The organism is Clostridium bornimense (genome assembly GCF_018917145.1).
In the GTDB taxonomy this organism is placed as follows: Bacteria; Bacillota; Clostridia; order Clostridiales; family Clostridiaceae; genus Clostridium_AN; species Clostridium_AN bornimense_A.
Window position 1 is genome coordinate 12,556 of the sequence record NZ_JAHLOD010000005.1, and the last position, 20,421, is coordinate 32,976.

Consider the following 20,421-nt stretch of genomic DNA (forward strand, 5'->3'; position numbering starts at 1 on the left):
AAAGATATGAAAGTAATAATATATGGTTTAGATCGAAGTAGAAAAGTTATCGAAAGGAATTTAAGAGACAATTGTGAGATTGTAGGTTATTGTGATGACTTTTATAAATTGGGAACATATAGTGATAAAAATCTAATTTCCATAGATGAAATTAAAAATATTGATTTTGATTATATTATTATTTCATCTATGGATAAAGAAAGAGAAGAAAAAATAAGAAAAAAGTTAATAGACATTGGTATAGAAGAGAATAAAATATGGAAGTTCTTTTCATTTTATAAGGAGATAATGACATTTCGCCTAGAGCTACCATTGAAAAGAAGTCATAGAATATTATCAAATATGGAAAATGACATAGAAGGTGTGATTTTAGGAATAAGTCATGGTGCGGTTGGGATTAACCCTAAGTATCTAGATAAGAAATTTTGTAATCTAGCAATTCCAATGCAAGATTTATATTATAACTTAAAACAATTGAAGACATTAGTGTATGAGTATCCTGAAAAAATTAAAAATATTAAATATGCTATTATCGATATGTATACATATACGTATTTTAATTATGATATCTCAATGACAAATAATGCAGTATCTTACTACGAGAACAGTGGATATAGAGATGATGAAAAACATAATTTTGATGATAATAAGAACTTTAATGGGACAATTATGGAAGAGCTTGATAAAAAGCAACATATGTATGAAGAAAATCATGATGCTTCTTTTCAAGATAAAGCTAGGCAACATCAGATGGATGTATTTTGCTCATTATTTGATGTAGATGCAATAGATGTTACATATGACTATAAAGATATAAATATATATAAGGATTATTGTGCTGATTTTCCATTAAAAAGTGATAGAGAAAAGATAATAACTGATGAAGAAATAGAAGAATTAAAAAGAATTGAGACACCAAGTAGTTTACAAACATTACAATTTAATAAAACATTAGCGGAAAATAGAACAGTATTTAGAGAATTACTTCAATTGTTAAATGAAATTAATGAAGATATAAAGATATATCTTGTTTTAATACCAGAATATAATGAAAGAGAATTATATCTACAAAAGCAAGAGAAGTTTTGGAAGGAAAGTTTTTATAGAACTCTAGAGATTTTCAGGGAAGATTTTAAGTTTACAGTATTAGATTTTAAGGAATACAAAGAACTTTATACCAATAGAGATTATTACTTTGATTCTGGACATTTCAATTATAAAGGATCAGTAGAATTTACTGAACTTCTTAATACCTATATAGATTATTAAAAAAAGGTATAAAATATATTAGAAAAAAAGACGGCATTGTTAGCTGTCTTTTTTTTCTATAAAATTAAGATATAGAAAGCAGCTGTTATTCTAGAAATAAATAGGTGAGGTAGAATTTATGAAAAATATAGATAAAGATTTAATTGACTGGGCTATTAAGAAAATAGAGAATGAATATAAAGATGATGTTAGTTTATTATTAGGAAGAAAAGGGGCATGCAAAGTACCTAGTGATGGAGAAGAAATGGCTTTTGACTTTTTTATTCCTGCTACAGATAGAGGATATGGTCTTGCAAAAACATTTATAATTGGTGATATGGGATACGACTTATTTCCTATGTCTTGGGAGAGAATAGAAGGATTAGCAGCATTAAATGAAGGAATAATTTTCTGTTTAGCAGATAGCGAAATTTTATATGCTAGAAATGAGGCAGATAGAGAACGTTTTGAAATACTAAGAAAGACTTTATACGATAATTTAAAAAATAAAGAATATGCTTATAAAAAGTCATTAGAAAAAATAAATTATGTAATGGATATTTATAAGACTATGATGTTTGAAAAGTCACTTTGTAGTGTAAGAAAAGCAGCAGGTGGAATTATTGAGTATTTATGTGAGGCTATAGTAATAATTAATGGAACTTATATAAAAAAGGACTATGGTTATGGAGAAAGACTTAGTCAAATTAAGGAATTAAAAAAGGTGCCAAGGAATTTTATAGAAAACTATGAAAAGATAATAGGTGGCAAAGATGTTGATGATATATTAAAAGTGACTCACGATATAATAGATGAAACAAGGGATTTCTTTAATGAATTTAAGGTAGAAGAAGTATCAAGAAGTTATAATTTTGATGAACTTGCAGGGTGGTATGAAGAAAGTAGATATACTTTTAGACGTATTGAATATGCTTGCAAAAACAATAATGTTGAACAGGCTTTTTCATGGGGATGCTATTTGCAAATAGAGTTTGATATTTTATCTGAGGAAGCAGGACTTAAACCAATGAATTTATTAGGAGCTTTTGATGATAATGATTTAAGTAACTTTGCTAAATATAGTAAAGAGATAGAAGAATATATTGTCTCTGAGATAAAGAATCATAATGTTCAATTAAGAAAATATAGTACCTTTGATGAATTTTTAAGAGAACAACAATAATACTTTTTTATATAGGATGGGATATTTATGAAATATAGAAATGCTTCAGAGATATTGCCGGACAAGCTATTGCGAGAAATACAAAAATATACATCAGGGGAAGCGATTTATATTCCACAAGTAAAGGAAAGACAAAAATGGGGCGAAGGTTCTGGCGCTAGACGATATTATGAAGAAAGAAATGAGAAAATATGTGAAAAATTTAAAATAGGTGTATCTATGGAAGAGTTAGCAGAAGATTTTAATTTATCTGTGGAAACTATAAGGAAGATAATTTATAAGAAGTAGTAAAAAGATAACAAATGAATTTGTATTAGGAGAGATTCAGTTATGAAGAACATGAAGACGTTCATTTAATAATAAAAATAAGCATGAAGGAGAAAAATTATGGGGGGAATTGAGTTTTTAAGTTATTCAAATGGAGAACGATTTAGCGAAAATTATCAGATGCTTTCTCATTTTTTTGAAAAGTACACTGGAAATGGATTGCAAGAAAATTGGCATATTGGCAGACTTGATTGGATGCTCAACCATGATTATACCAATCCAGAATTATTACCATTAATAGGAATGTGGGTGGAAGAGGACGAAGTAGTAGGAGTAGTTATTTTTGATATTGATTATCCACCTGTCTATTTTCTATGCAAACCAGGATATGAACATCTTTATAATGACATGTATGAGTATGCTGAAAAGACATTCAAAACTGATAAGTGGTGTGAAAATGGATACTGGGTAAAAACAGCAATTAAAGATGAAGATACTGTACAAGTACAATTTTTAAAAGATAAGGGATTTGTTATGGATGGTTATCCAGAGGATATCCTGGAGTTAAAATGTAATGCAAATGATAAATGCAATTATTCACTTCCAGAAGGGTTTTCAGTGACAACATTTGATACTGAAAAGAATTATGAAAAATATGCTGAATTATTGTATAAAGGATTTGATCATGAAGGAGAAGAAGAACCTGATGTCACATATGATTCAGTAGCATTTAGAGAACCACATTGGAATGACTCACTAAAAATACTTATTAAGTCTCCCAATGGAGAATGGGCTTCACATTGTGGCATTTGGTATACACCTGGTGATGTAACAGCTTATATTGAACCTGTTGTAACAATACCTAAATACAGAAAAAAAGGCCTGGCAAAAGCTGCAATCTATGAAGCAGTGAATCGATGTGCAGATTTGGGCGCTAAAAGAGCAATTGTAATATCTGATATGGATTTTTATTATACAATTGGATTTGAGAAATCTTCTCATTATTATCAGGTAGCAAAGTATTTGTAATTAAATATAAAGTGACTTAGATAGATGAGTTCTTTATTCCAGAAGGAGGAGCATATAAAAAGAGGCAATAAAAAAAGGTAGCTACAAAAGCTACCTTTTTTCGTCAAAAGGAAAAATATGAAAACAAGTTATTATATATGATATTTTAATTAAATAATAAGTAGATTTTATGAAGAAAAAATAATGAGTAAAAAATATATAAATTTCTCAAGTGATAAAAGGCTATGGTAAATATTATTAAGGAACTTGATGCATTGGGTTATGAAAGTGCTGAAGGAACTACTCTAGCTGATAAGATAGATAATGGATATGGAACAACTTATACTTATAATAGTACAAACAAAGTATTAACTTATCTTGATGCTGATGGTGCTGAGAGAGGATTAGCTTATACTGTTAAGTATAACTATGATGCATTAGATAGAGTAACAGAGGAAATTAATGCTAAGGGAAATGTTACAATCTATTATTATGATGAAAATGGAAATTTAGCTAAGAAAACTGTTAAAGCAGATACAACTAGCGAAGAAAAAACAGTGGCAACATCAACATACAATCTAGTAGGTGAAGCATTATCAGAAGGCGATGGTAATGGAGTTATTACAACATATAAGTATAATAACTTTGGAAAAGTAAAGATAGTTTCTTATGCCGGTGATAGCAGTATTGAAGCATATTATATTATTCATCAATATGATGTTTTAGGACGAGTAGTACGAAAGGTAGATTCTAGAGGAAAAGTAATAGTTGTTACTTATGACAATGAAGGAAGAGAACTCTCTACTACAGTACAAAATGAAGAAGGCACTGAGAAAGTTGCAACATCAAATACTTATGATAATAATGGCAACAAACTAAGTGAAACTGATGGAAATGGAACTACAAAAACATATACTTATGATTCATTAAATAATCTATTATCATCAACAATAGTAGTTAATGGTGTTACACAAAAAACATCTTACACCTATGATAAAAATGGTAATAAATTAACTGAAACTAACTGGTTAGGTAATACAACAACTTATGTTTATGATCCATTAAACAGGGTTATAGAAAAGATTGATGCAAATGGCAAGACTATTGAAAAACTAGAGTACAATATTAATGACACTCAAAGTAAATCAATAGATGCATTAGGAAATGTAAAACAATATTTCTATGATAAAAACAAGAGAGTAATAAAAACAATAGATGCAATAGGCGTAGCAACATATGAAAGTTATGATGAAGTAGGAAATACATCGAGTAAAACCGATGGTAATGGAAATATTACAAAATACCAATATGACTATTTAAACAGACTTGTAAAAGTAACAGTAAGCAATAACGGCATCGATGAAAATACATGTTATACATACGATGGTAATGGAAACATGTTAACTCAAACTGATGGCAAAGGTAATATTACAACATATCAATATAATGTAGCAAATAAAGTATCTAAAAAGATAAGTAGCGGAGAAAATGAAGAGATCTATACTTATTATGGTGATGGCTCACTAAAAACTAAGGTAGATAGAAATGGTGTTGTAGCAGAATATATCTATGATATCTTTGGAAGAAAGATAGAAGAAAAAGTAGGAGATTCTGTAGTAAAATATACTTATGATAATAACAACAATATATTAACTATCACTAACAGCGAAGGAACTACATCTAGAACTTATGATGAGTTAAATAGGGTAACATCAAAGACAGTACCTTATATAGGGAAAACTACTTATGCTTATGATGTAGTAGATGGAATAGAAAACTTACAAGATGGATACTATGGTGAAATAACAGTAGATCCAAAAGGAAATAAAGTTATTAAAATCTATGACAAAGTAGGAAGACTAGCAGAAGTAAGAGCTGGAGAAGATATTACAAAATATAGCTACTATGATAATGGAAGTCTTCAAAAAGTAACACTTTCAAATGGATATTCTGAAGAGTACACTTATAATGAAGACAATACATTAAAGCTACTAGAAAATAAAAATGCAGAAGGAACAGTAATAGAAAGCTTTAGTTACACTTATGATGGAGCTAAAAATATCTTAACAAAGATAGATTGCAAAGGAACTACTACGTATGCTTATGATAGCTTAAACAGACTATGGAAAGTAACTGAACCAACAGGAAAAGTAACAAGCTATTTATATGACGAAGCAGGAAATAGAGCAAGTGAAACAGTAACAGAAGGTAGTAAAACAACATTAAATACATATAGATATGATGGTAGAAATAGACTAATAACTATAACAACAGAAGTTGTAAATTACACTTATGATAATAATGGAAATCAATTATCAAAAGTGGAAACTACTTATGTAGATGGCGTAGTTGCTTATGAAGGAATAACAACTTATAACTATGATGTATATAATCAACTAATAGAAATTAATACAGCTAGTGGTGTCCATGAAACTTATAGCTACAATAGCGAAGGCTATAGAGATTCAAAAACATCTAACGATAAAGTAATAAGATACCTTTACGAAGGTGACAAAGTAATCTTAGAAGTAGATGGAGAAAATAGCGAAAAAGCTAGAAGTGTATATGGAAGCAAACTAATCTTAAGAACAATAAATGGAGAAAACTTATATTACCTATACAATGGACATGGTGATGTAACTAAGCTTGTAAACAGTAAAGGAAAAGAAGTAGCATCATACTACTACGATGCTTTTGGAGAAATAGTTGAAAGTAGCGGAGAAGCAGATAATCCAATAAGATATGCAGGATATCAATATGATGAAGCTACAGGATTATATTATCTAAATGCAAGAATGTATGACCCAACAATAGCGAGATTCTTACAAGAAGATACATATGCAGGGGATAAAAATGATCCGTTAAGTTTGAATTTGTATACTTACTGTTATAACAATCCGTTGATATATGATGATCCGACTGGTCATTGGGTTGATACTGTTTTAGATGTATTATCAATTGGATATGATATATACGATATATGTAAAAATCCAAAGGATATAAAGAAGTGGGTGGCACTAGGTTTAGATATAGGTTGTGCTGTTCTTCCTGGGGTAATAGGAGGAGGAGCAGCCTATAGAGCAGTAGATAAGGTGATTGATGCTAAAAAGATTACTAAGTCTGGAAAGGGATTTAAGGCATTAGATAAACTTTTTAGTCATGGAAGTAAGATTAAATCAGGAAAATATGGCTCAAAACTATCTAAAGGTATAAGTGGTGTATCAGATTTATTAAAGTCAAAAACATCAAAGATGACAACAGCTATTAAAAATAAAGCATCGAAGATAGCAAGTGAAACAGTAAGTAAAGTAAAAACAAATCTTGTAGATGTAACGAACAAGATGGGAGAAGCCCTTGAAAATAAGGTAAATAAAGTAGCAAACGGATTAAATAATATAAGTAATAATCTAAAAAACTTTGGTGGTCCACAATTATCATTAGCAGGAGTAGGAACATTATCAAATAAGATAGAGAGTAACTCCACTAAGGGTAAGAACCTTATGGATGGGATTAAGGCTTATGAAAATAGGGTTAAAGATACGTTTAAGAATGCTATTGGTGGTACTGAGAGTGCGGGTAATCCTTTATTAAAAGGAGAAGGTAATGTAGGAACTTATAAAGAATTAATAGATGAAGGAAAGAGAGGAGATAACTTAACACCACATCATATGCCATCTGCTGAATATATGAAAAACAAGGGGGTTTCAAAAAAATAATGGAATTTCTATGAATATGGAACAACCAGCGACAGGAGGTCGTCATAGGTTAACAGATACTTATGGTAGGAATATGACAGATGCTGAAAAAGCTTACTACTATAGTCTAAATCCAAGGGATGCATTAGCATATGACTTATGGAATGCTAGGAAGATATATATTCAACAAGGTATATATACACCTGAAATAAGACAAGGACTTTTAAATGTAATTAAAAGAAATAAAAGTGACCATCCAAATTTATTTAATAAATAGATAAAGGAGAAGAAAATGAATATATTACATGAAGTAAGAATACTAAATGAAAATAAATTATTAAGAACTAATGAAGAAATAGAAAAATTTGAATGTGCAATTGAAAATATTTTAAGTAATGAAGATTATAAGGATATAAAATACCTATGCACAGGGTTCGATGATAATACAGAAGATGATGAGGTTATGTTCGGGCTAATACATGCGATAGAGTCATATGATCGTATAGCTGATATTAAGTTAACTTTAAAAGAATTTATAGATTCAATTCCCAGTGTATATTCTTATGCTAAGGAATGGATAAAAATAATGAATAAAAGAATACTAAATGATGAAAATAGTTTAAAAGAGTATATTGAAATAGTTAAAAATTGTGATGAGAAATTAAAATTGATTTTAATAGAATTAATGAATGAAGTGAAAAAAGATAATCCGGAAAGATTTTCTCGAGCAGTTAATAAATTTTTAACTTATATAAAATGATATATGGAATTTTAATAATAAGGTAATGAGTCAATTAAAATAGATTGGCTCATTATTTTCTATATTCAGTAAGATTGATAGTAGATAATGTAGAAAATGCTACTGAAATAGCACAAATATTTTTAAAAACTAAGGTAACTAAGGGAAAAAATACTTCAAGCTGATAAGTGAAGGAAATCCTAGGTTAAACAATTCTACTTATTTGAAAGGATAAAATAAAACTATGATTAAAGAAAATGAAAAAATAGTGTTATCTGGGGATGAAACTATAGAAATATTAAAAGAAATTGAAATAATTCTAATATCTTTACATGATATGGGGGCGTATTATATGAATAAAGATACAAGAGAATATGAAAAAGAAACCACCAAGTTTATCGACGAATGGAAAGTAACACATAGGTTGGCAAGAATTAGGGAGATATTATCGGAAAAGTTTAATAATACACTAGGAGATGATGATATGGATGATTTAGAAAGAGCAATGGAAAAGTTAAAGTATTGGGAAAATCCTGGAGATGTTGCAGAAGATATAGTTTAACAATGCAGTAAGATGTAACTAAAAGAAAAGTAAATATATATTATAAATCTGATAACAGAGTTAATGTTTCTAATCAAGGAAGCATTAACTCTTTTCTATTTAAGAAAATTGAGAGGAGCAATAACAATGTATCAAATAGTAGAAGATTTCAAGATAAGTCTAATTGAAGATGGAAAGAGTCCTAAAACAGATGAAAGCTATGTTAGAGTGATACTAAGGTTATAGGTAATAAAGGAGTTGAATTCCATGGTAAGCTACAACAATCCCAGGTAGCAAGCTACAAGAATTTTTCAATAAAGTATAACTATGAGGTGGCAACAATCAATAAAATTGAAAGATATATACTTTAAAACTTTATTTTTTTAAGAAAAATACTTGAAATCTTTACTGTGGGGAACAATAAGAAAACAGTAAAATAAGAAGGAATATTGTGATTAATTGGAGAAATAAAGAAATTAAAGAAACAATATGAAAAGGTAGGTGTTAATATGGCGTTATATAATATTATTGGGCCAATTATGGTAGGCCCAAGTAGCTCTCATACAGCTGGCGCAGTAAGGATTGGCTTAATGGCTAGAACATTATTAAAGGAAGAACCTGTTAATGCTGAAATTCTTCTTCATGGCTCTTTTGCTAAAACTGGAGAAGGACACGGAACTAATAAGGCTCTTGTAGCAGGACTTCTTGGTATGAAACCAGATGATGTCCATATACCGGACAGTTATGAAATAGCGAAGAAAAGGGGATTTTCATTTACTATAGGCACAACAGTAATAAAGAATGCCCATCCTAATACTGTATTAATTAAATTGAAAGGGATTAATGGTCGTGAGATAGAGGTACAATCATCTTCTGTTGGCGGTGGTAGCATTATGGTTAATAAGATAGATGGTATTGATGTAAATTTTAATGGTGAAACTCATACATTAATTGTTCATAATATGGATCAACCGGGTCATGTTGCAGTGGTAGCATCTACTTTATCTCGCTATTCTGTAAATATAGCAACAATGCAGCTCTATCGTGAGCGCAGAGGTGCTAATGCAGTTATGGTTTTAGAGACTGATCAACCTATTCCAGATGAAGTAGTAGAATATCTAGACAATATTGATGGAATTCTTAAAGTAACGTATTTTAATGGTATGTAAGTAAAAATATAAATTATTTAGCGCAAGGGGAGGTAGAGATATGACTATATCTTTAAATGACATACTTAATTGGTGTGAAAAAGAGGGAAAAGATTTTTGGCAATATATGCTTTATGATGATATTAGAGAACGGGGAATAACAATTGAGGAATCTTTTCGTCAAATGGAGAATGCTTTTGATACTATGTGCGATACTATTGAAACTTACAAAATTGAGCGAATGTCAGCTAGTGGATTAGTAGGATCAGATGGAGGTATTTTAGAAAAATATCAAAAAGAATCAGAAGATAACTTATGTAAACAAGGTAAAAAGTCGGCACTATGTGGTAACTTTGTAGCTGATGCTATGGTTATAGCATTAAAGATGGCAGAATCAAATGCTTGTATGAGAAGAATAGTTGCAGCACCTACAGCAGGATCCTGTGGTGTAATTCCAGCGGTGTTGATACCATATTATAAAGCTAATTTAGCAACTAAAGAAGAAATAGTAAAATCACTTTTTGTATCTGGAGCTATAGGGCAAGTTATAGCAGATAGGGCATCTATTAGTGGAGCACAAGGCGGTTGTCAAGCTGAAATAGGTTCTGCTTCAGCAATGGCAGCAGGAGCATTAACATTTCTTCAAGGTGGAGATGCAAAACAAATTTGCAATGCTGCAGCTCTTGCCCTTAAAGCATTGTTAGGCCTTGTATGTGATCCTGTTGCTGGACTAGTAGAAATTCCATGTGTAAAAAGAAATGTTATAGGCACAGTTAATGCTATTTCTTGTACAGATATGGCTATGGCAGGAATTGAAAGTAAAATACCACCTGATGAGGTTATAGACGCTATGGCTGAAGTAGGAGATAAGATGGATGCATCATTAAAAGAAACAGCATTAGGAGGATTGGCAGTAACACCAACAGCAATGAAAATTGCTGAAAAAATAGGACTAGATAGTTAAAAATGAAAGTCATAGAGAAAGTTTCAAATATAGGAATGGAAAGAAAAGAAGCTATTGAATCAATGTTGATAAAATAGCTTCTTTTCAGAATTAAAAAGTATATTATAAGAACACTATAGCTTTTGTATATTTATTGCCATAGGTCCTTTTTCTACCTCTTCAATATCAAAAGATACGCTTTCTCCTTCATGAAGAACTTTTTCAGTACCTTGTTCTTTAATTTGTGAATGATGTGCAAAAACATCATTTCCTTCATTGCAAGAAATGAAACCATATCCTTTATCTTTGTTATACCATTTAACAATACCAGTTACTGACATAATGATGCTCCTTCGTAGAAAATATAGTAATAAAATATATTACTATATTAGAGTATCCATTAGAAATTAAATTATAACTAATAAAATTAATAAAAGTCATCATTAATTAAAATATTTTTCCCATTATAATTTCATCACGATATGTTCCATTTTTAAGTTTAAATGCATTTTTAATAATGCCCCATTCTTCAAATCCATGTTTTTTATATATAGATCGAGCTTTATAGTTATCAGAAAAGACACCTAGTTCTACTTGTTCATAGCCCATTAATTTACATTGTGTCAGAATTTCCTTTATAAGAGTATTACCAATACCAAGATTCCAATATTTCTCTTTGATGGAGATACCAAAACTTACTCTATGTTTAAGTTTCAGATAATTATTATCGCAATAAATAGCAGCATTACCGGCAAGATCACCATTTATAAAAGCCGCAATCATTAGACTATCATTGCTGTTTGACTTTTCTGTAAGGATTTTTATTTCTTCTTCAACAGTAAGATTAATTTCTTCAGGATATCTTGTCATAAAATCTGTTTCGTCTGAGGTGATTTTTAGATATTCAATCATTTTTGTTGCATCATTTTTATTTGGACTTCTTAAAACACATTCGGTACCATCTTTTAATACAATTTTTTTAGCTTTAAACCCCATTATATTCAGCCTCCTTATGTTACATTTGCATTTAACATAGTAGTCTTAAATATTTTACCATATTTAGGGGCTGTAGCACAAAGAAGTTAGAGATCAGAGTGCGGCAGTTTTTTTAGTAAAATAGAAGTGTAGAGTAGATTAGTTTCATTAAGATATTTATATTTGATATAGAACAGAACCATTACGGGGGGCTAATGAAGGTTGCACCTTCATGTAGCTTGGAGTAGGAATCTATACTTGTGCCATGTGCCATCTAACCTGTGCTCTATCTTGTGTTGTAATAAAAGGAGGTATCGCTAACAGCTTTTCACTTGTTAATGGACACCTCCATATGGAAATGATAAAATCTAGTAAATATGTTATAATATCTGTAATATTAAATTTAAAATAGAAAAATGTAGGAGGATAATAATGATTGAATACAAATTTGATACACAATTATTAATTGAAGGAAAAAATCTTTCAGAGGATGATATTAATGAATATATAACAAAAAATATCAAGGGAGATTGCTTACTTGCAGTGGGAGATGAAGAATTAATAAAGATACATTTCCATACAAACACTCCATGGAAAGTAGTTGAGTATTGTGCATCTTTAGGGGAGATTTATGATATTGTTATAGAAAATATGGAAAGACAAGCAAATGGTCTTAAAGGTTAATGATGATTAAAGTAAAATCTCTATTATCTTGTACAGATAATACACGTTATTTAGGGGGATATAAAGGCAAGAATAATGTATTTATACGTAGTGATGCATTAATAAGTTTATCAGAAGAAGACGTAGTTTTTTTATTAGATAATGGTATAAGTACTATTGTTGATTTAAGAAGTGATGATGAAGTTAAAAACGAACCTTGCGATTGTAAGATTAATGAAAATTTTAAGTATTATCATTGTAGGATATATGGTAATGGTAGAATACCAAAAGATGCTGAATCGGTGCCAATTTCATATTTTAATATGATTAATGATAAAAAAACGATATTAGAAGTAATGAAGGTACTTGTAAATGTAGAAGGTGGTGTTCTTTACTATTGTACGGCAGGAAAAGATAGAACGGGGATAATCTCAGCCTTACTATTACTGTTAGCAGGAGTTTCTAGAAATGATATTGTAGCTAATTATGAAATTTCACAAGAATATTTATGTAATCTGTTAAAGTTATTTTCAGAGAATAATAAGAATGTAGATATAAATATTGTAACGCCTAAACCAGAACATATGAATAAATTTTTAGATATGTTTTTTAATAAATACAATTCAATAGAAGAATATCTTTTTGAAATTGGATTAAGTAATGAAGAAATAAGTAAATTAAAAAATAAATTGATAAGTTTTATGAAAGGCGAAATTTTATGATATCAAAACAGTTAATAGAACTACGTCATCGGGATTTGATACTTCTAGAAGTAGAGTAGGTAGTATAGGGGAAAATATGAAGTATTTTTACCAATATTATATTTATGTTCATCGAAAAAATTATAGTGAAGTTTTATTTTTAATTCATAACACGAATGGCTAGATATTAATTTTGTATATAGTTTCTAAGTAGATAATGTGAGGAGGTTATATTATGAAAGATTTCCCTGAGTTTATGAAAAGTGAAATAAATCATATTGATAGTGATCAGCAAAATACAAAAGATATTGAAGGATATTATTACGAAGGAAAAGATGGTAGTCAAATGGCTATTTGGACATGTTATTCTGATAGAGAATCAAAAGAACAGATACATGAATTTGATGAGTATACTGTTTGTGTTGCTGGTCAATATGTTGAAATTTTTAATGGTGAAGAGCATGTATTAAATCCTGGAGATGAAATTTTTATACCGAAGGGAACACCTCATCATGGAAGAGTTAAAGCAGGTACTAGAACAATACATGCTTTTGGTGGAAAAAGAATAAATATAGTTAAGTGATAATTAAATAAATATGTATAATTAGAGTAGACATTTGACTGCTCTAATTTTTTTGCACAATATTTACAAATGGGGTATCTTGTATTACAACATAGACTATATTGCAATACAGGATACTTTGTTAGAGGTGATAAAGTGATACCATCACAAATGCTTAAAGGTATGCTAGAAGGATGTATTTTAGAGATTATTAATAAACAAGAGACATATGCATATGAAATATCTAAGAAACTTAGCAAATACGGGTTTGGTGAAATATCGGAAGGTACAATATACCTTATAATATTACGATTACAGAAAAGTGAAATGATCAATTCCACTCTGCTAATTTAATTGTTAAATATATTTGTAAAACTGCTTTTAATAATGATAATAAAAAGGTTTCGTTTATAAAAACATGGATTATATGTGTCCCCTGGGGACACATATTTTTATCAATATTCTTAAATTTCAAAAATCATACCATAATATATCTCATCTATAGAAAACATTTTGTTACTTAATACATAGACATCTTTTAATTATTACCGACAAATGTATTTCTAAAACTTAATTAAGATTTAACAAAAATGAAACATAGAAAAAACAATTGTTATTTAATATGGTGCTATAGAAAAATAAATTACAAAAGGAGATGCCTATGGAACAAATAGTAGAGAGATGTCACTCAGATTTATTAACCCAAACTCCTATAGTTGAAACTCCATCAAAGGATATTTATAATACAAGAAAAATTAGTGAAGGAATTAGATTAGCAATAATTAGTGATATACACCTATTTCCAAAAACTTTATTAAAGAAACAAGGTGAAAATTTTAAAAGATATTTATGTAATGACAGAAAAATGTTATTAGATAGTGAGAAAATTCTCGATGCAGCATTAAGTAAGATTATAGAAGCAAAACCGGAAGTTGTATTGATAACTGGTGATTTAACAAAGGATTCCGAAAAGGAAGCACATGATATGTTATCAATGAAACTTAATGTTCTATTAGAAAATGGTATTAGAGTCTTTGTTATAAATGGAAATCATGATATTAATAATCCAGAAGCTTGCATGTTTATTGAGGACCCAAAGAATAAAAGTCAGGATAAAAGAGTTCCTGTTGATACTATTTTAGCTAAAGATTTCAAAAGAATATACAGTAGATATGGTTATAGTGATGCAATAGCAATACATGAAGAATCTTTATCTTATGTAGTACAACTAAAAAGTGGATATAGACTAATTGCTATTGACAGCGGAACTTATGGTGATGATCCAAGTGAACAAGCTACAGAGGGATATTTCAGAGAGGAGCTTATTCAGTGGATTGTAGATCAAATAGAAGTTGGTAAAAATGCTGGCGATGAAGTCATAGGTATGATGCATCATGGTATAATAGAGCATTTTAAAGGACAGGGAGAGATTTTTCATTCATATTTAGTAGAGGGGTGGGAAGAAGCGTCAAGAATCTTTGCTAATGCAGGAATGAGATATATGTTTACAGGACATTTTCATGGACAAGATGTAGCTTCTATAACCACAGAAGAAGGAAATACTCTTTTTGATATTATGACAGGATCTCTTTCAACATCACCATCGCCAATAAGAATTGTTACAATAGAGAACAATTATAGTATTGTAATAAAAAGTGATTTTATAGAGAAAATAGAGGGCAATGATAACTTTAAAGATTATGCTAAAGAATTTTTAAAAGATGGAATTCCTGATATGGCAATTTCATTATTCCAAAGCGTTTTATTAGCTAATATTACAAAAGAAAAAATTTGTTTGTGCGATATTATAAATAAAATTGAATTAACAAATCCTATTATAGCTGATTTTATTAGAATTGCTTTAAAACAATACAATATTGATGATTCTTCAACATATATTACAAAGAACGCAGCAAAAGATTTTATAATGTCAGTAACAGAGGAAATGAGAAATATTTATATTACAAAAGATATTAAGTTAATGGATGTGGTTCAATATTGTCTTATGGAAGTTTATAATGGTGATGAAGTCTATTCTGATGAAATGAGATTAGTTAGAAATATAATTGCAGAAGGAAAGGTAATACCTGCTGCAATATTAGAAATAGTAAATAAGTATAAGAAAAAGCTTGGTATTGTAGCAATAGCGATTAAAAAAGAATACATAAAAAGTTTCTTAGATTCAATTATATATGAAGATATTTCTATAGGTAAATTAATTTCTTTGAAATTGGCAGGTCTAATAGATGCATTGTTAGAAAAGAGTGATCTTAATGACAATGATTTAGTATTATATCATAATTACGTAGCGGAAGTTCAGTCTATAGCTCAATAAATACAATAATAAATATGATGATTTATAAGAATAAAGTAATAACTAGGAGGATAGTTGTTACTTTTTATGTTGGGTAAAAATTAATAATAATGAAAGTAACCATTGTATCCTCTTTGTTAATATATGTGTGATTTATAGCTGAATCAAACATTAAAGAATCTCCCTCGTTTAAAGTATAATTCTTTGAATTTATAGAAAGTATCAATAATTTATCCTATTATCATTAGTTGTTTTATATTTGCCGGGTCAATGGAATTTGTTACTGTTAATTTGTTATTAACATCATTTGATCCTGTGCATACGTTTTTTTAACTCTAATGGTAAATTCACGTCATTTATTTTATGGAATTTCTATTCATGGATTGCCAGAATTCATTGCTATTTTTTTATTATTATATTGCATAAATGAAAAAAATATGTTTATAAGTATGGGTGGTGGAACTATTATCTATATGATATTAGTGCAAAGATGCTTTGGATAAGAAGTGACATTAAATAACACGTATATTTTTTATTTTTTCTTTATTTTTATATTATAGATTCTAGAGAATTCTTATGTAAAATTATGGTTATCAAAGAAGAATAAAATGTAAAAGGACCCTTATATTGATAATAGAAGATACTTAATATTATAATTATCTTATGTTAAGGATGGTGTGTTATGAAAAGTAGGTTACTTATTGTTGAAGATGATAAAGATATTGCGCTTATGATGAAGGAGTATTTACTTAAAGAAGATTACGAGGTATATACTGCATTTAATGGAGAAGATGGAATAAAAGTGTTTAAAGAAAATACTATAGATTTTATTCTTTTAGATGTAATGATGCCAGGAATAGATGGGTTTACTGTACTAGAAAAGATAAGAGGATTTTCTAGTGTACCAGTTATTATGTTAACAGCAAAGGGACAGCAAATGGATAAAATTCTTGCTTTTAAAAGAGGATGTGATGATTATATAGTTAAACCTTTTGATTTAGTGGAAGTTTCTCTTAGGATTACTGCTATATTAAGAAGAGGCAATAATATTAATTATAAAAATTCACTAATAATGTATAAGGGGCTAACTATAGACAAAGATCAGTATAAAGTAATTAAAGATAAAGGCGAAATTAAACTTACTAAAAAGGAATTTGAAATTCTTCTTTTACTTATGGAACATCCAGGAAGAGTGTATACTTCTGAAATGATTTATAACAAAGTTTGGAAAGATACATATGTTGAAAATGATAATACTGTGATAACTCATATTGGAAACTTAAGAGAAAAGCTTGGGGATAAGGTAAAAGACCCTATTTTCATAAAGACAATATGGGGAGTTGGTTATAAGGTTGAAAAGGATAATTAAATTAAAAGGTGAATTGGTAATAGCAATAGTAATCGCTGTAACTGTTGGAATGATAATGTCTATGGTTGGAGCAGGTATTTATAGAAAAATTGCTTTAACAAAAGGGCATATTAATGAATTAGCAATGAAAAACAATAGTGAAGATGTTAAATTTATAAGAAGTCAGTTAAAAATTGATAGTAATAATGAAAATGAAGTATGTGAAAATCTTCAAAGAAATGAAAGAAACTTAGAAGACTGTGATAGAATTTTTATTGTTGATAGAACGGGAATAGTACAATATTCTACCGGTAAAATTCCAATAAATAAATTTGATATGAAAATTAAAGAAGGAACAGGTTTAACGGTGCAAAACAATAAATTTTCTGCAATTAATATAATGAAAATTAATGATGAAAGTTATGTTGTATATATAAATGAAAAGTATGTATTTAATGATATGAATATGTTATATATATGGGTAATTTCTTCAGTAATAATCTTTTTATTACTTATAGTAGGTAGAGTATCATATTTAACCACTATTAGTAACGTTGTTAATAAAGTTGCTGTAGGTGATTTATCAGCAAGAGTACCTATAAAATATAATAATGAGCTTAGTGAACTGGCAGATAATATAAATAATATGGTAGATAAGTTACAAAATCAAGAAGAAGAGGAAAAAGAGTTTATAACTAATATTGCCCACGATTTAAGAACACCGCTTACTACAATTCTTGGATATTCAAAAATGATTGAAGAAAAGGTATATGAAGATGAAGAAGAATTGAAAAGATATATTTCAATAATAAATAATAAAGGTTTTTATTTAAAAACTATGTTAGAAGATTTTTTTCAGTATTCAAAGTTGAATTCTAATGACTGGCCTATGGAAAAAATGGATATAAATTTAAATGAATTAGTATTGCAGCTAGTAAATTGTGAAGAATCGTCATTTATAAAAAAAGGTTTACAGTTAGATGTTAATTTATATAATAAGAAGTTATTAATATTAGGAGATCCAACACTGATATCTAGAGCATTTTCTAATTTGATTAGTAATGCATTAAAGTATTCAAAAGAAAATTCAAAGGTGGAAGTATCCATAAAAGAAACATTGGTAAGTAGCGTTAAATATGGAGTATTTACTATAAAAAACACTCCGAAAGAAGAAATAAGTAAACAAGAGCTTAATAACTTTTTTAAGCGTCTTTATAAAAGAGATAAGGGAAGAAGTGAAAATGGTAGTGGTCTAGGATTATCTATTACGAGAGAGATTGTTAAGGAACATGATGGATTTTTAGAATGCAAATTAAAAGGTAAGGATCTTGAGTTTATTATAGGTATTAAAATTAATGATAAGTATATTTAAATATTGACATACTTTAAGAATGCTTGTACAATAATTCTTGTTCATCGGAGGGTGTACTAATTTTTAGAATTATACGCTGGATAAGATGGTAAGTGGAGACTTACTAACTTATCCAGCTTTTTTACTTTAGAGACTTTTATGAAAAGGCAAAATAGGAGGAAATTAGGAGGAGTAATTTAACAAAAGGAAAAATAAGTACAACGTTATTAAAGTTTGCAATACCATTTTTATTTGCAAGTTTATTGCAAGCTTTATATGGAGCAGCAGATCTATTTGTGGTGGGTCAATTTGCAGATTCTGCAGCTGTTTCTGCTGTAGCTATTGGAAGTCAGGTTATGCAAACTATAACAGGTATAATACTTGGTATCTCAATGGGTGGAACAGTATTAATTGCAAGACGAATAGGAGAGAAGAATCATGGCGAAGCAGCAAAAGCCATAGGGTCACTGACAGTTCTATTTATATTAATTGCTATAGTTTTAACACCAATAATGCTGTTATTTACTAATGGAGCTATAACACTTATGCATACACCGATGGAAGCAGTTAAATATACAAAGGAGTATATTATTATTTGTACATTAGGTATCCCATTTATTATTGGATATAATGCAGTAAGCGCTATTTTTAGAGGGTTAGGAGATTCTAAAACACCAGTCTATTTTGTATTAATAGCCTGCATAATCAATATTGTTGTTGATATTGTGTTAGTTGGTGTTTTTAAGCTTGGAGCTATTGGTGCTGCAATTGCTACAGTTTCAGAACAAGGATTAAGTTTTATAATTGCATTATTTTATATTATTAAAAAAGGATTTACTTTTAAAATTACAAGAGAAGATTTCAGATTAGATAAAGAATCTGTTATTTTAATATTAAAAGTAGGGTTTCCGTTAGCATTGCAAGATGCATTAGTTAATGTATCATTCTTAATTATTACCGCTGTAATAAATACTATGGGATTAGTTGCTTCAGCTGCTGTTGGAGTAGTTGAAAAGATTATTGTATTTGCTATGCTTCCACCTACATCTTTTGGAGCTGCCGTATCAGCAATGACAGCACAAAATATCGGAGCAGGGGAAACTGCAAGAGCAAAAAAAGTACTTCGTTATGGAATAACATATTCATTGATTTTTGATGTTATATCAATGATATATTCTATGAGTTATCCAGAAACAATAACTTCTCTATTTTCAAATGATACAGAAGTAATAAAAGTATCAAGTCAGTATTTAATGTCTTATTCTATTGATTGTGTAATGGTAAGCTTTGTATTTTGTATAAATGGATATTTAAGTGGTCTTGGAAAATCTACAATTTCGCTTATACATAGCTTAATAGCTACGTTTGGTTTTAGAATCCCATTAACATTACTAATAAGTAAGATTTCAGGGGTAACTCTTTTTGAATTAGGCTTTGCGGCACCAATATCGTCACTTGTTTCTATTATAATATGTGTGTGTTATCTTACTTGGAAGGGTAGACAAGAAAATAAATTGAATTTAATTAAGTAAATATACAGAAATTTGGTAAATCAGGCACTATTTATGACAAAATTATTGACAAAACAGCAAAATGTAGTTAAAATATAGTTAAATTATAGTAGTATTTAACATGTAACAAGTAGATTTGTAACAAGAAAGTAACTAATGCAACAGAACTCGGACAAGCATTAAAGAAAAATTCTAAAATAAAAGTAATTGAAATTGCAAATTAT

Annotated in this window: 20 protein-coding genes and 1 pseudogene; 18 read left to right on the top strand and 3 right to left on the bottom strand. The window is 29.0% G+C overall.

Translation table 11 applies throughout. From position 1 onward, the window contains the following. Nucleotides 1-6 precede the first annotated feature (6 nt). From KQI30_RS02735 to sdaAA, 10 genes are all read left to right on the top strand, one after another. Nucleotides 7-1,269, top strand: a complete 1,263-nt coding sequence (locus KQI30_RS02735) for a hypothetical protein (protein WP_216461631.1) — start codon at nucleotides 7-9, stop codon at nucleotides 1,267-1,269. Nucleotides 1,270-1,387: 118 nt separating this feature from the next. Beyond that, nucleotides 1,388-2,431 (top strand): hypothetical protein, encoded by a 1,044-nt coding sequence (locus KQI30_RS02740; protein ID WP_216461632.1) that lies wholly within the window; start codon nucleotides 1,388-1,390, stop codon nucleotides 2,429-2,431. A 27-nt stretch (nucleotides 2,432-2,458) separates the two neighbouring features. Next, nucleotides 2,459-2,719, top strand: coding sequence for a CD3324 family protein (locus tag KQI30_RS02745; RefSeq protein WP_216461633.1), 261 nt, complete (start codon nucleotides 2,459-2,461; stop codon nucleotides 2,717-2,719). Nucleotides 2,720-2,818: 99 nt separating this feature from the next. Continuing rightward, nucleotides 2,819-3,727 (top strand): GNAT family N-acetyltransferase, encoded by a 909-nt coding sequence (locus KQI30_RS02750; RefSeq protein ID WP_216461634.1) that lies wholly within the window; start codon nucleotides 2,819-2,821, stop codon nucleotides 3,725-3,727. Nucleotides 3,728-3,951: 224 nt separating this feature from the next. Further along, nucleotides 3,952-7,422, top strand: a complete 3,471-nt coding sequence (locus KQI30_RS02755) for an RHS repeat-associated core domain-containing protein (protein WP_216461635.1) — start codon at nucleotides 3,952-3,954, stop codon at nucleotides 7,420-7,422. 10 nt (nucleotides 7,423-7,432) lie between these two features. After that, entirely contained in the window at nucleotides 7,433-7,678 is a 246-nt protein-coding gene (locus tag KQI30_RS02760; RefSeq protein WP_216461636.1) for a hypothetical protein, read from the top strand. A 15-nt stretch (nucleotides 7,679-7,693) separates the two neighbouring features. Further along, nucleotides 7,694-8,161, top strand: a complete 468-nt coding sequence (locus KQI30_RS02765; RefSeq protein ID WP_216461637.1) for an Imm30 family immunity protein — start codon at nucleotides 7,694-7,696, stop codon at nucleotides 8,159-8,161. 223 nt (nucleotides 8,162-8,384) lie between these two features. Continuing rightward, the gene (locus tag KQI30_RS02770; protein ID WP_216461638.1) at nucleotides 8,385-8,702 is read left to right on the top strand and encodes a hypothetical protein; all 318 of its coding nucleotides are present in this window, start codon (nucleotides 8,385-8,387) and stop codon (nucleotides 8,700-8,702) included. Between the two features lie 488 nt (nucleotides 8,703-9,190). Continuing rightward, entirely contained in the window at nucleotides 9,191-9,850 is a 660-nt protein-coding gene (sdaAB, locus tag KQI30_RS02775) for an L-serine ammonia-lyase, iron-sulfur-dependent subunit beta (protein ID WP_216461639.1), read from the top strand. A gap of 40 nt (nucleotides 9,851-9,890) precedes the next feature. Beyond that, nucleotides 9,891-10,793, top strand: coding sequence for an L-serine ammonia-lyase, iron-sulfur-dependent, subunit alpha (gene sdaAA / locus KQI30_RS02780; protein WP_216461640.1), 903 nt, complete (start codon nucleotides 9,891-9,893; stop codon nucleotides 10,791-10,793). 113 nt (nucleotides 10,794-10,906) lie between these two features. On the opposite strand, the gene KQI30_RS02785 is transcribed toward sdaAA, so the two are convergent. Together KQI30_RS02785 and KQI30_RS02790 are read right to left on the bottom strand one after the other, a co-directional pair. After that, on the bottom strand, nucleotides 10,907-11,116 hold the full coding sequence (locus KQI30_RS02785) for a cold-shock protein (RefSeq protein WP_367397825.1): 210 nt from the start codon (nucleotides 11,114-11,116) through the stop codon (nucleotides 10,907-10,909). 103 nt (nucleotides 11,117-11,219) lie between these two features. Further along, a complete protein-coding gene (locus KQI30_RS02790; RefSeq protein ID WP_216461642.1) occupies nucleotides 11,220-11,768 on the bottom strand; it encodes a GNAT family N-acetyltransferase in 549 nt (182 codons plus the stop codon). A 411-nt stretch (nucleotides 11,769-12,179) separates the two neighbouring features. Here KQI30_RS02790 and KQI30_RS02795 point away from each other — a divergent pair, with 411 nt between their 5' ends. The 5 genes and pseudogenes from KQI30_RS02795 (at nucleotide 12,180) to KQI30_RS02815 (ending at nucleotide 16,008) form a co-directional block, all read left to right on the top strand. Further along, nucleotides 12,180-12,431 (top strand): kinase to dihydroxyacetone kinase, encoded by a 252-nt coding sequence (locus tag KQI30_RS02795; protein ID WP_216461643.1) that lies wholly within the window; start codon nucleotides 12,180-12,182, stop codon nucleotides 12,429-12,431. Nucleotides 12,432-12,433: 2 nt separating this feature from the next. Next, the gene (locus KQI30_RS02800; protein ID WP_216461644.1) at nucleotides 12,434-13,132 is read left to right on the top strand and encodes a tyrosine-protein phosphatase; all 699 of its coding nucleotides are present in this window, start codon (nucleotides 12,434-12,436) and stop codon (nucleotides 13,130-13,132) included. A 214-nt stretch (nucleotides 13,133-13,346) separates the two neighbouring features. Beyond that, nucleotides 13,347-13,694, top strand: a complete 348-nt coding sequence (locus KQI30_RS02805) for a cupin domain-containing protein (protein ID WP_216461645.1) — start codon at nucleotides 13,347-13,349, stop codon at nucleotides 13,692-13,694. A gap of 135 nt (nucleotides 13,695-13,829) precedes the next feature. Continuing rightward, a pseudogene (locus KQI30_RS02810) lies at nucleotides 13,830-14,015 on the top strand (PadR family transcriptional regulator); the annotation flags it as partial. A 319-nt stretch (nucleotides 14,016-14,334) separates the two neighbouring features. Then, nucleotides 14,335-16,008: a metallophosphoesterase family protein gene (locus KQI30_RS02815; RefSeq protein ID WP_216461647.1), complete on the top strand. Its 1,674-nt coding sequence runs from the start codon at nucleotides 14,335-14,337 to the stop codon at nucleotides 16,006-16,008. Nucleotides 16,009-16,072: 64 nt separating this feature from the next. Here the strand turns inward: KQI30_RS02815 and KQI30_RS17490 are convergent, their stop codons facing one another. Beyond that, nucleotides 16,073-16,159, bottom strand: a complete 87-nt coding sequence (locus KQI30_RS17490) for a hypothetical protein (protein WP_367397826.1) — start codon at nucleotides 16,157-16,159, stop codon at nucleotides 16,073-16,075. Between the two features lie 510 nt (nucleotides 16,160-16,669). On the opposite strand from KQI30_RS17490, the gene KQI30_RS02820 reads away from it, so the two are divergent. The 3 genes from KQI30_RS02820 (at nucleotide 16,670) to KQI30_RS02830 (ending at nucleotide 20,218) form a co-directional block, all read left to right on the top strand. Beyond that, the gene (locus KQI30_RS02820; protein ID WP_216461648.1) at nucleotides 16,670-17,356 is read left to right on the top strand and encodes a response regulator transcription factor; all 687 of its coding nucleotides are present in this window, start codon (nucleotides 16,670-16,672) and stop codon (nucleotides 17,354-17,356) included. Further along, nucleotides 17,340-18,707, top strand: coding sequence for a sensor histidine kinase (locus KQI30_RS02825; protein WP_216461649.1), 1,368 nt, complete (start codon nucleotides 17,340-17,342; stop codon nucleotides 18,705-18,707). The genes KQI30_RS02820 and KQI30_RS02825 overlap by 17 nt, the downstream gene beginning before the upstream one ends. Nucleotides 18,708-18,898: 191 nt before the next feature. Further along, complete coding sequence (locus tag KQI30_RS02830) at nucleotides 18,899-20,218, top strand: MATE family efflux transporter (RefSeq protein WP_367397827.1); 1,320 nt, start codon at nucleotides 18,899-18,901, stop codon at nucleotides 20,216-20,218. Nucleotides 20,219-20,421: the final 203 nt, after the last annotated feature.

Coding starts and splice junctions, on each gene's coding strand:
- KQI30_RS02735 (WP_216461631.1), top strand. CDS start 7: ATGAAAGTAATAATATATGGTTTAGATCGAAGTAGAAAAGTTATCGAA.
- KQI30_RS17490 (WP_367397826.1), bottom strand. CDS start 16,159: ATGTTTGATTCAGCTATAAATCACACATATATTAACAAAGAGGATACA.
- KQI30_RS02800 (WP_216461644.1), top strand. CDS start 12,434: ATGATTAAAGTAAAATCTCTATTATCTTGTACAGATAATACACGTTAT.
- KQI30_RS02760 (WP_216461636.1), top strand. CDS start 7,433: ATGAATATGGAACAACCAGCGACAGGAGGTCGTCATAGGTTAACAGAT.
- KQI30_RS02770 (WP_216461638.1), top strand. CDS start 8,385: ATGATTAAAGAAAATGAAAAAATAGTGTTATCTGGGGATGAAACTATA.
- KQI30_RS02795 (WP_216461643.1), top strand. CDS start 12,180: ATGATTGAATACAAATTTGATACACAATTATTAATTGAAGGAAAAAAT.
- KQI30_RS02790 (WP_216461642.1), bottom strand. CDS start 11,768: ATGGGGTTTAAAGCTAAAAAAATTGTATTAAAAGATGGTACCGAATGT.
- sdaAB (WP_216461639.1), top strand. CDS start 9,191: ATGGCGTTATATAATATTATTGGGCCAATTATGGTAGGCCCAAGTAGC.
- KQI30_RS02740 (WP_216461632.1), top strand. CDS start 1,388: ATGAAAAATATAGATAAAGATTTAATTGACTGGGCTATTAAGAAAATA.
- KQI30_RS02765 (WP_216461637.1), top strand. CDS start 7,694: ATGAATATATTACATGAAGTAAGAATACTAAATGAAAATAAATTATTA.
- sdaAA (WP_216461640.1), top strand. CDS start 9,891: ATGACTATATCTTTAAATGACATACTTAATTGGTGTGAAAAAGAGGGA.
- KQI30_RS02755 (WP_216461635.1), top strand. CDS start 3,952: ATGGTAAATATTATTAAGGAACTTGATGCATTGGGTTATGAAAGTGCT.
- KQI30_RS02820 (WP_216461648.1), top strand. CDS start 16,670: ATGAAAAGTAGGTTACTTATTGTTGAAGATGATAAAGATATTGCGCTT.
- KQI30_RS02815 (WP_216461647.1), top strand. CDS start 14,335: ATGGAACAAATAGTAGAGAGATGTCACTCAGATTTATTAACCCAAACT.
- KQI30_RS02745 (WP_216461633.1), top strand. CDS start 2,459: ATGAAATATAGAAATGCTTCAGAGATATTGCCGGACAAGCTATTGCGA.
- KQI30_RS02805 (WP_216461645.1), top strand. CDS start 13,347: ATGAAAGATTTCCCTGAGTTTATGAAAAGTGAAATAAATCATATTGAT.
- KQI30_RS02750 (WP_216461634.1), top strand. CDS start 2,819: ATGGGGGGAATTGAGTTTTTAAGTTATTCAAATGGAGAACGATTTAGC.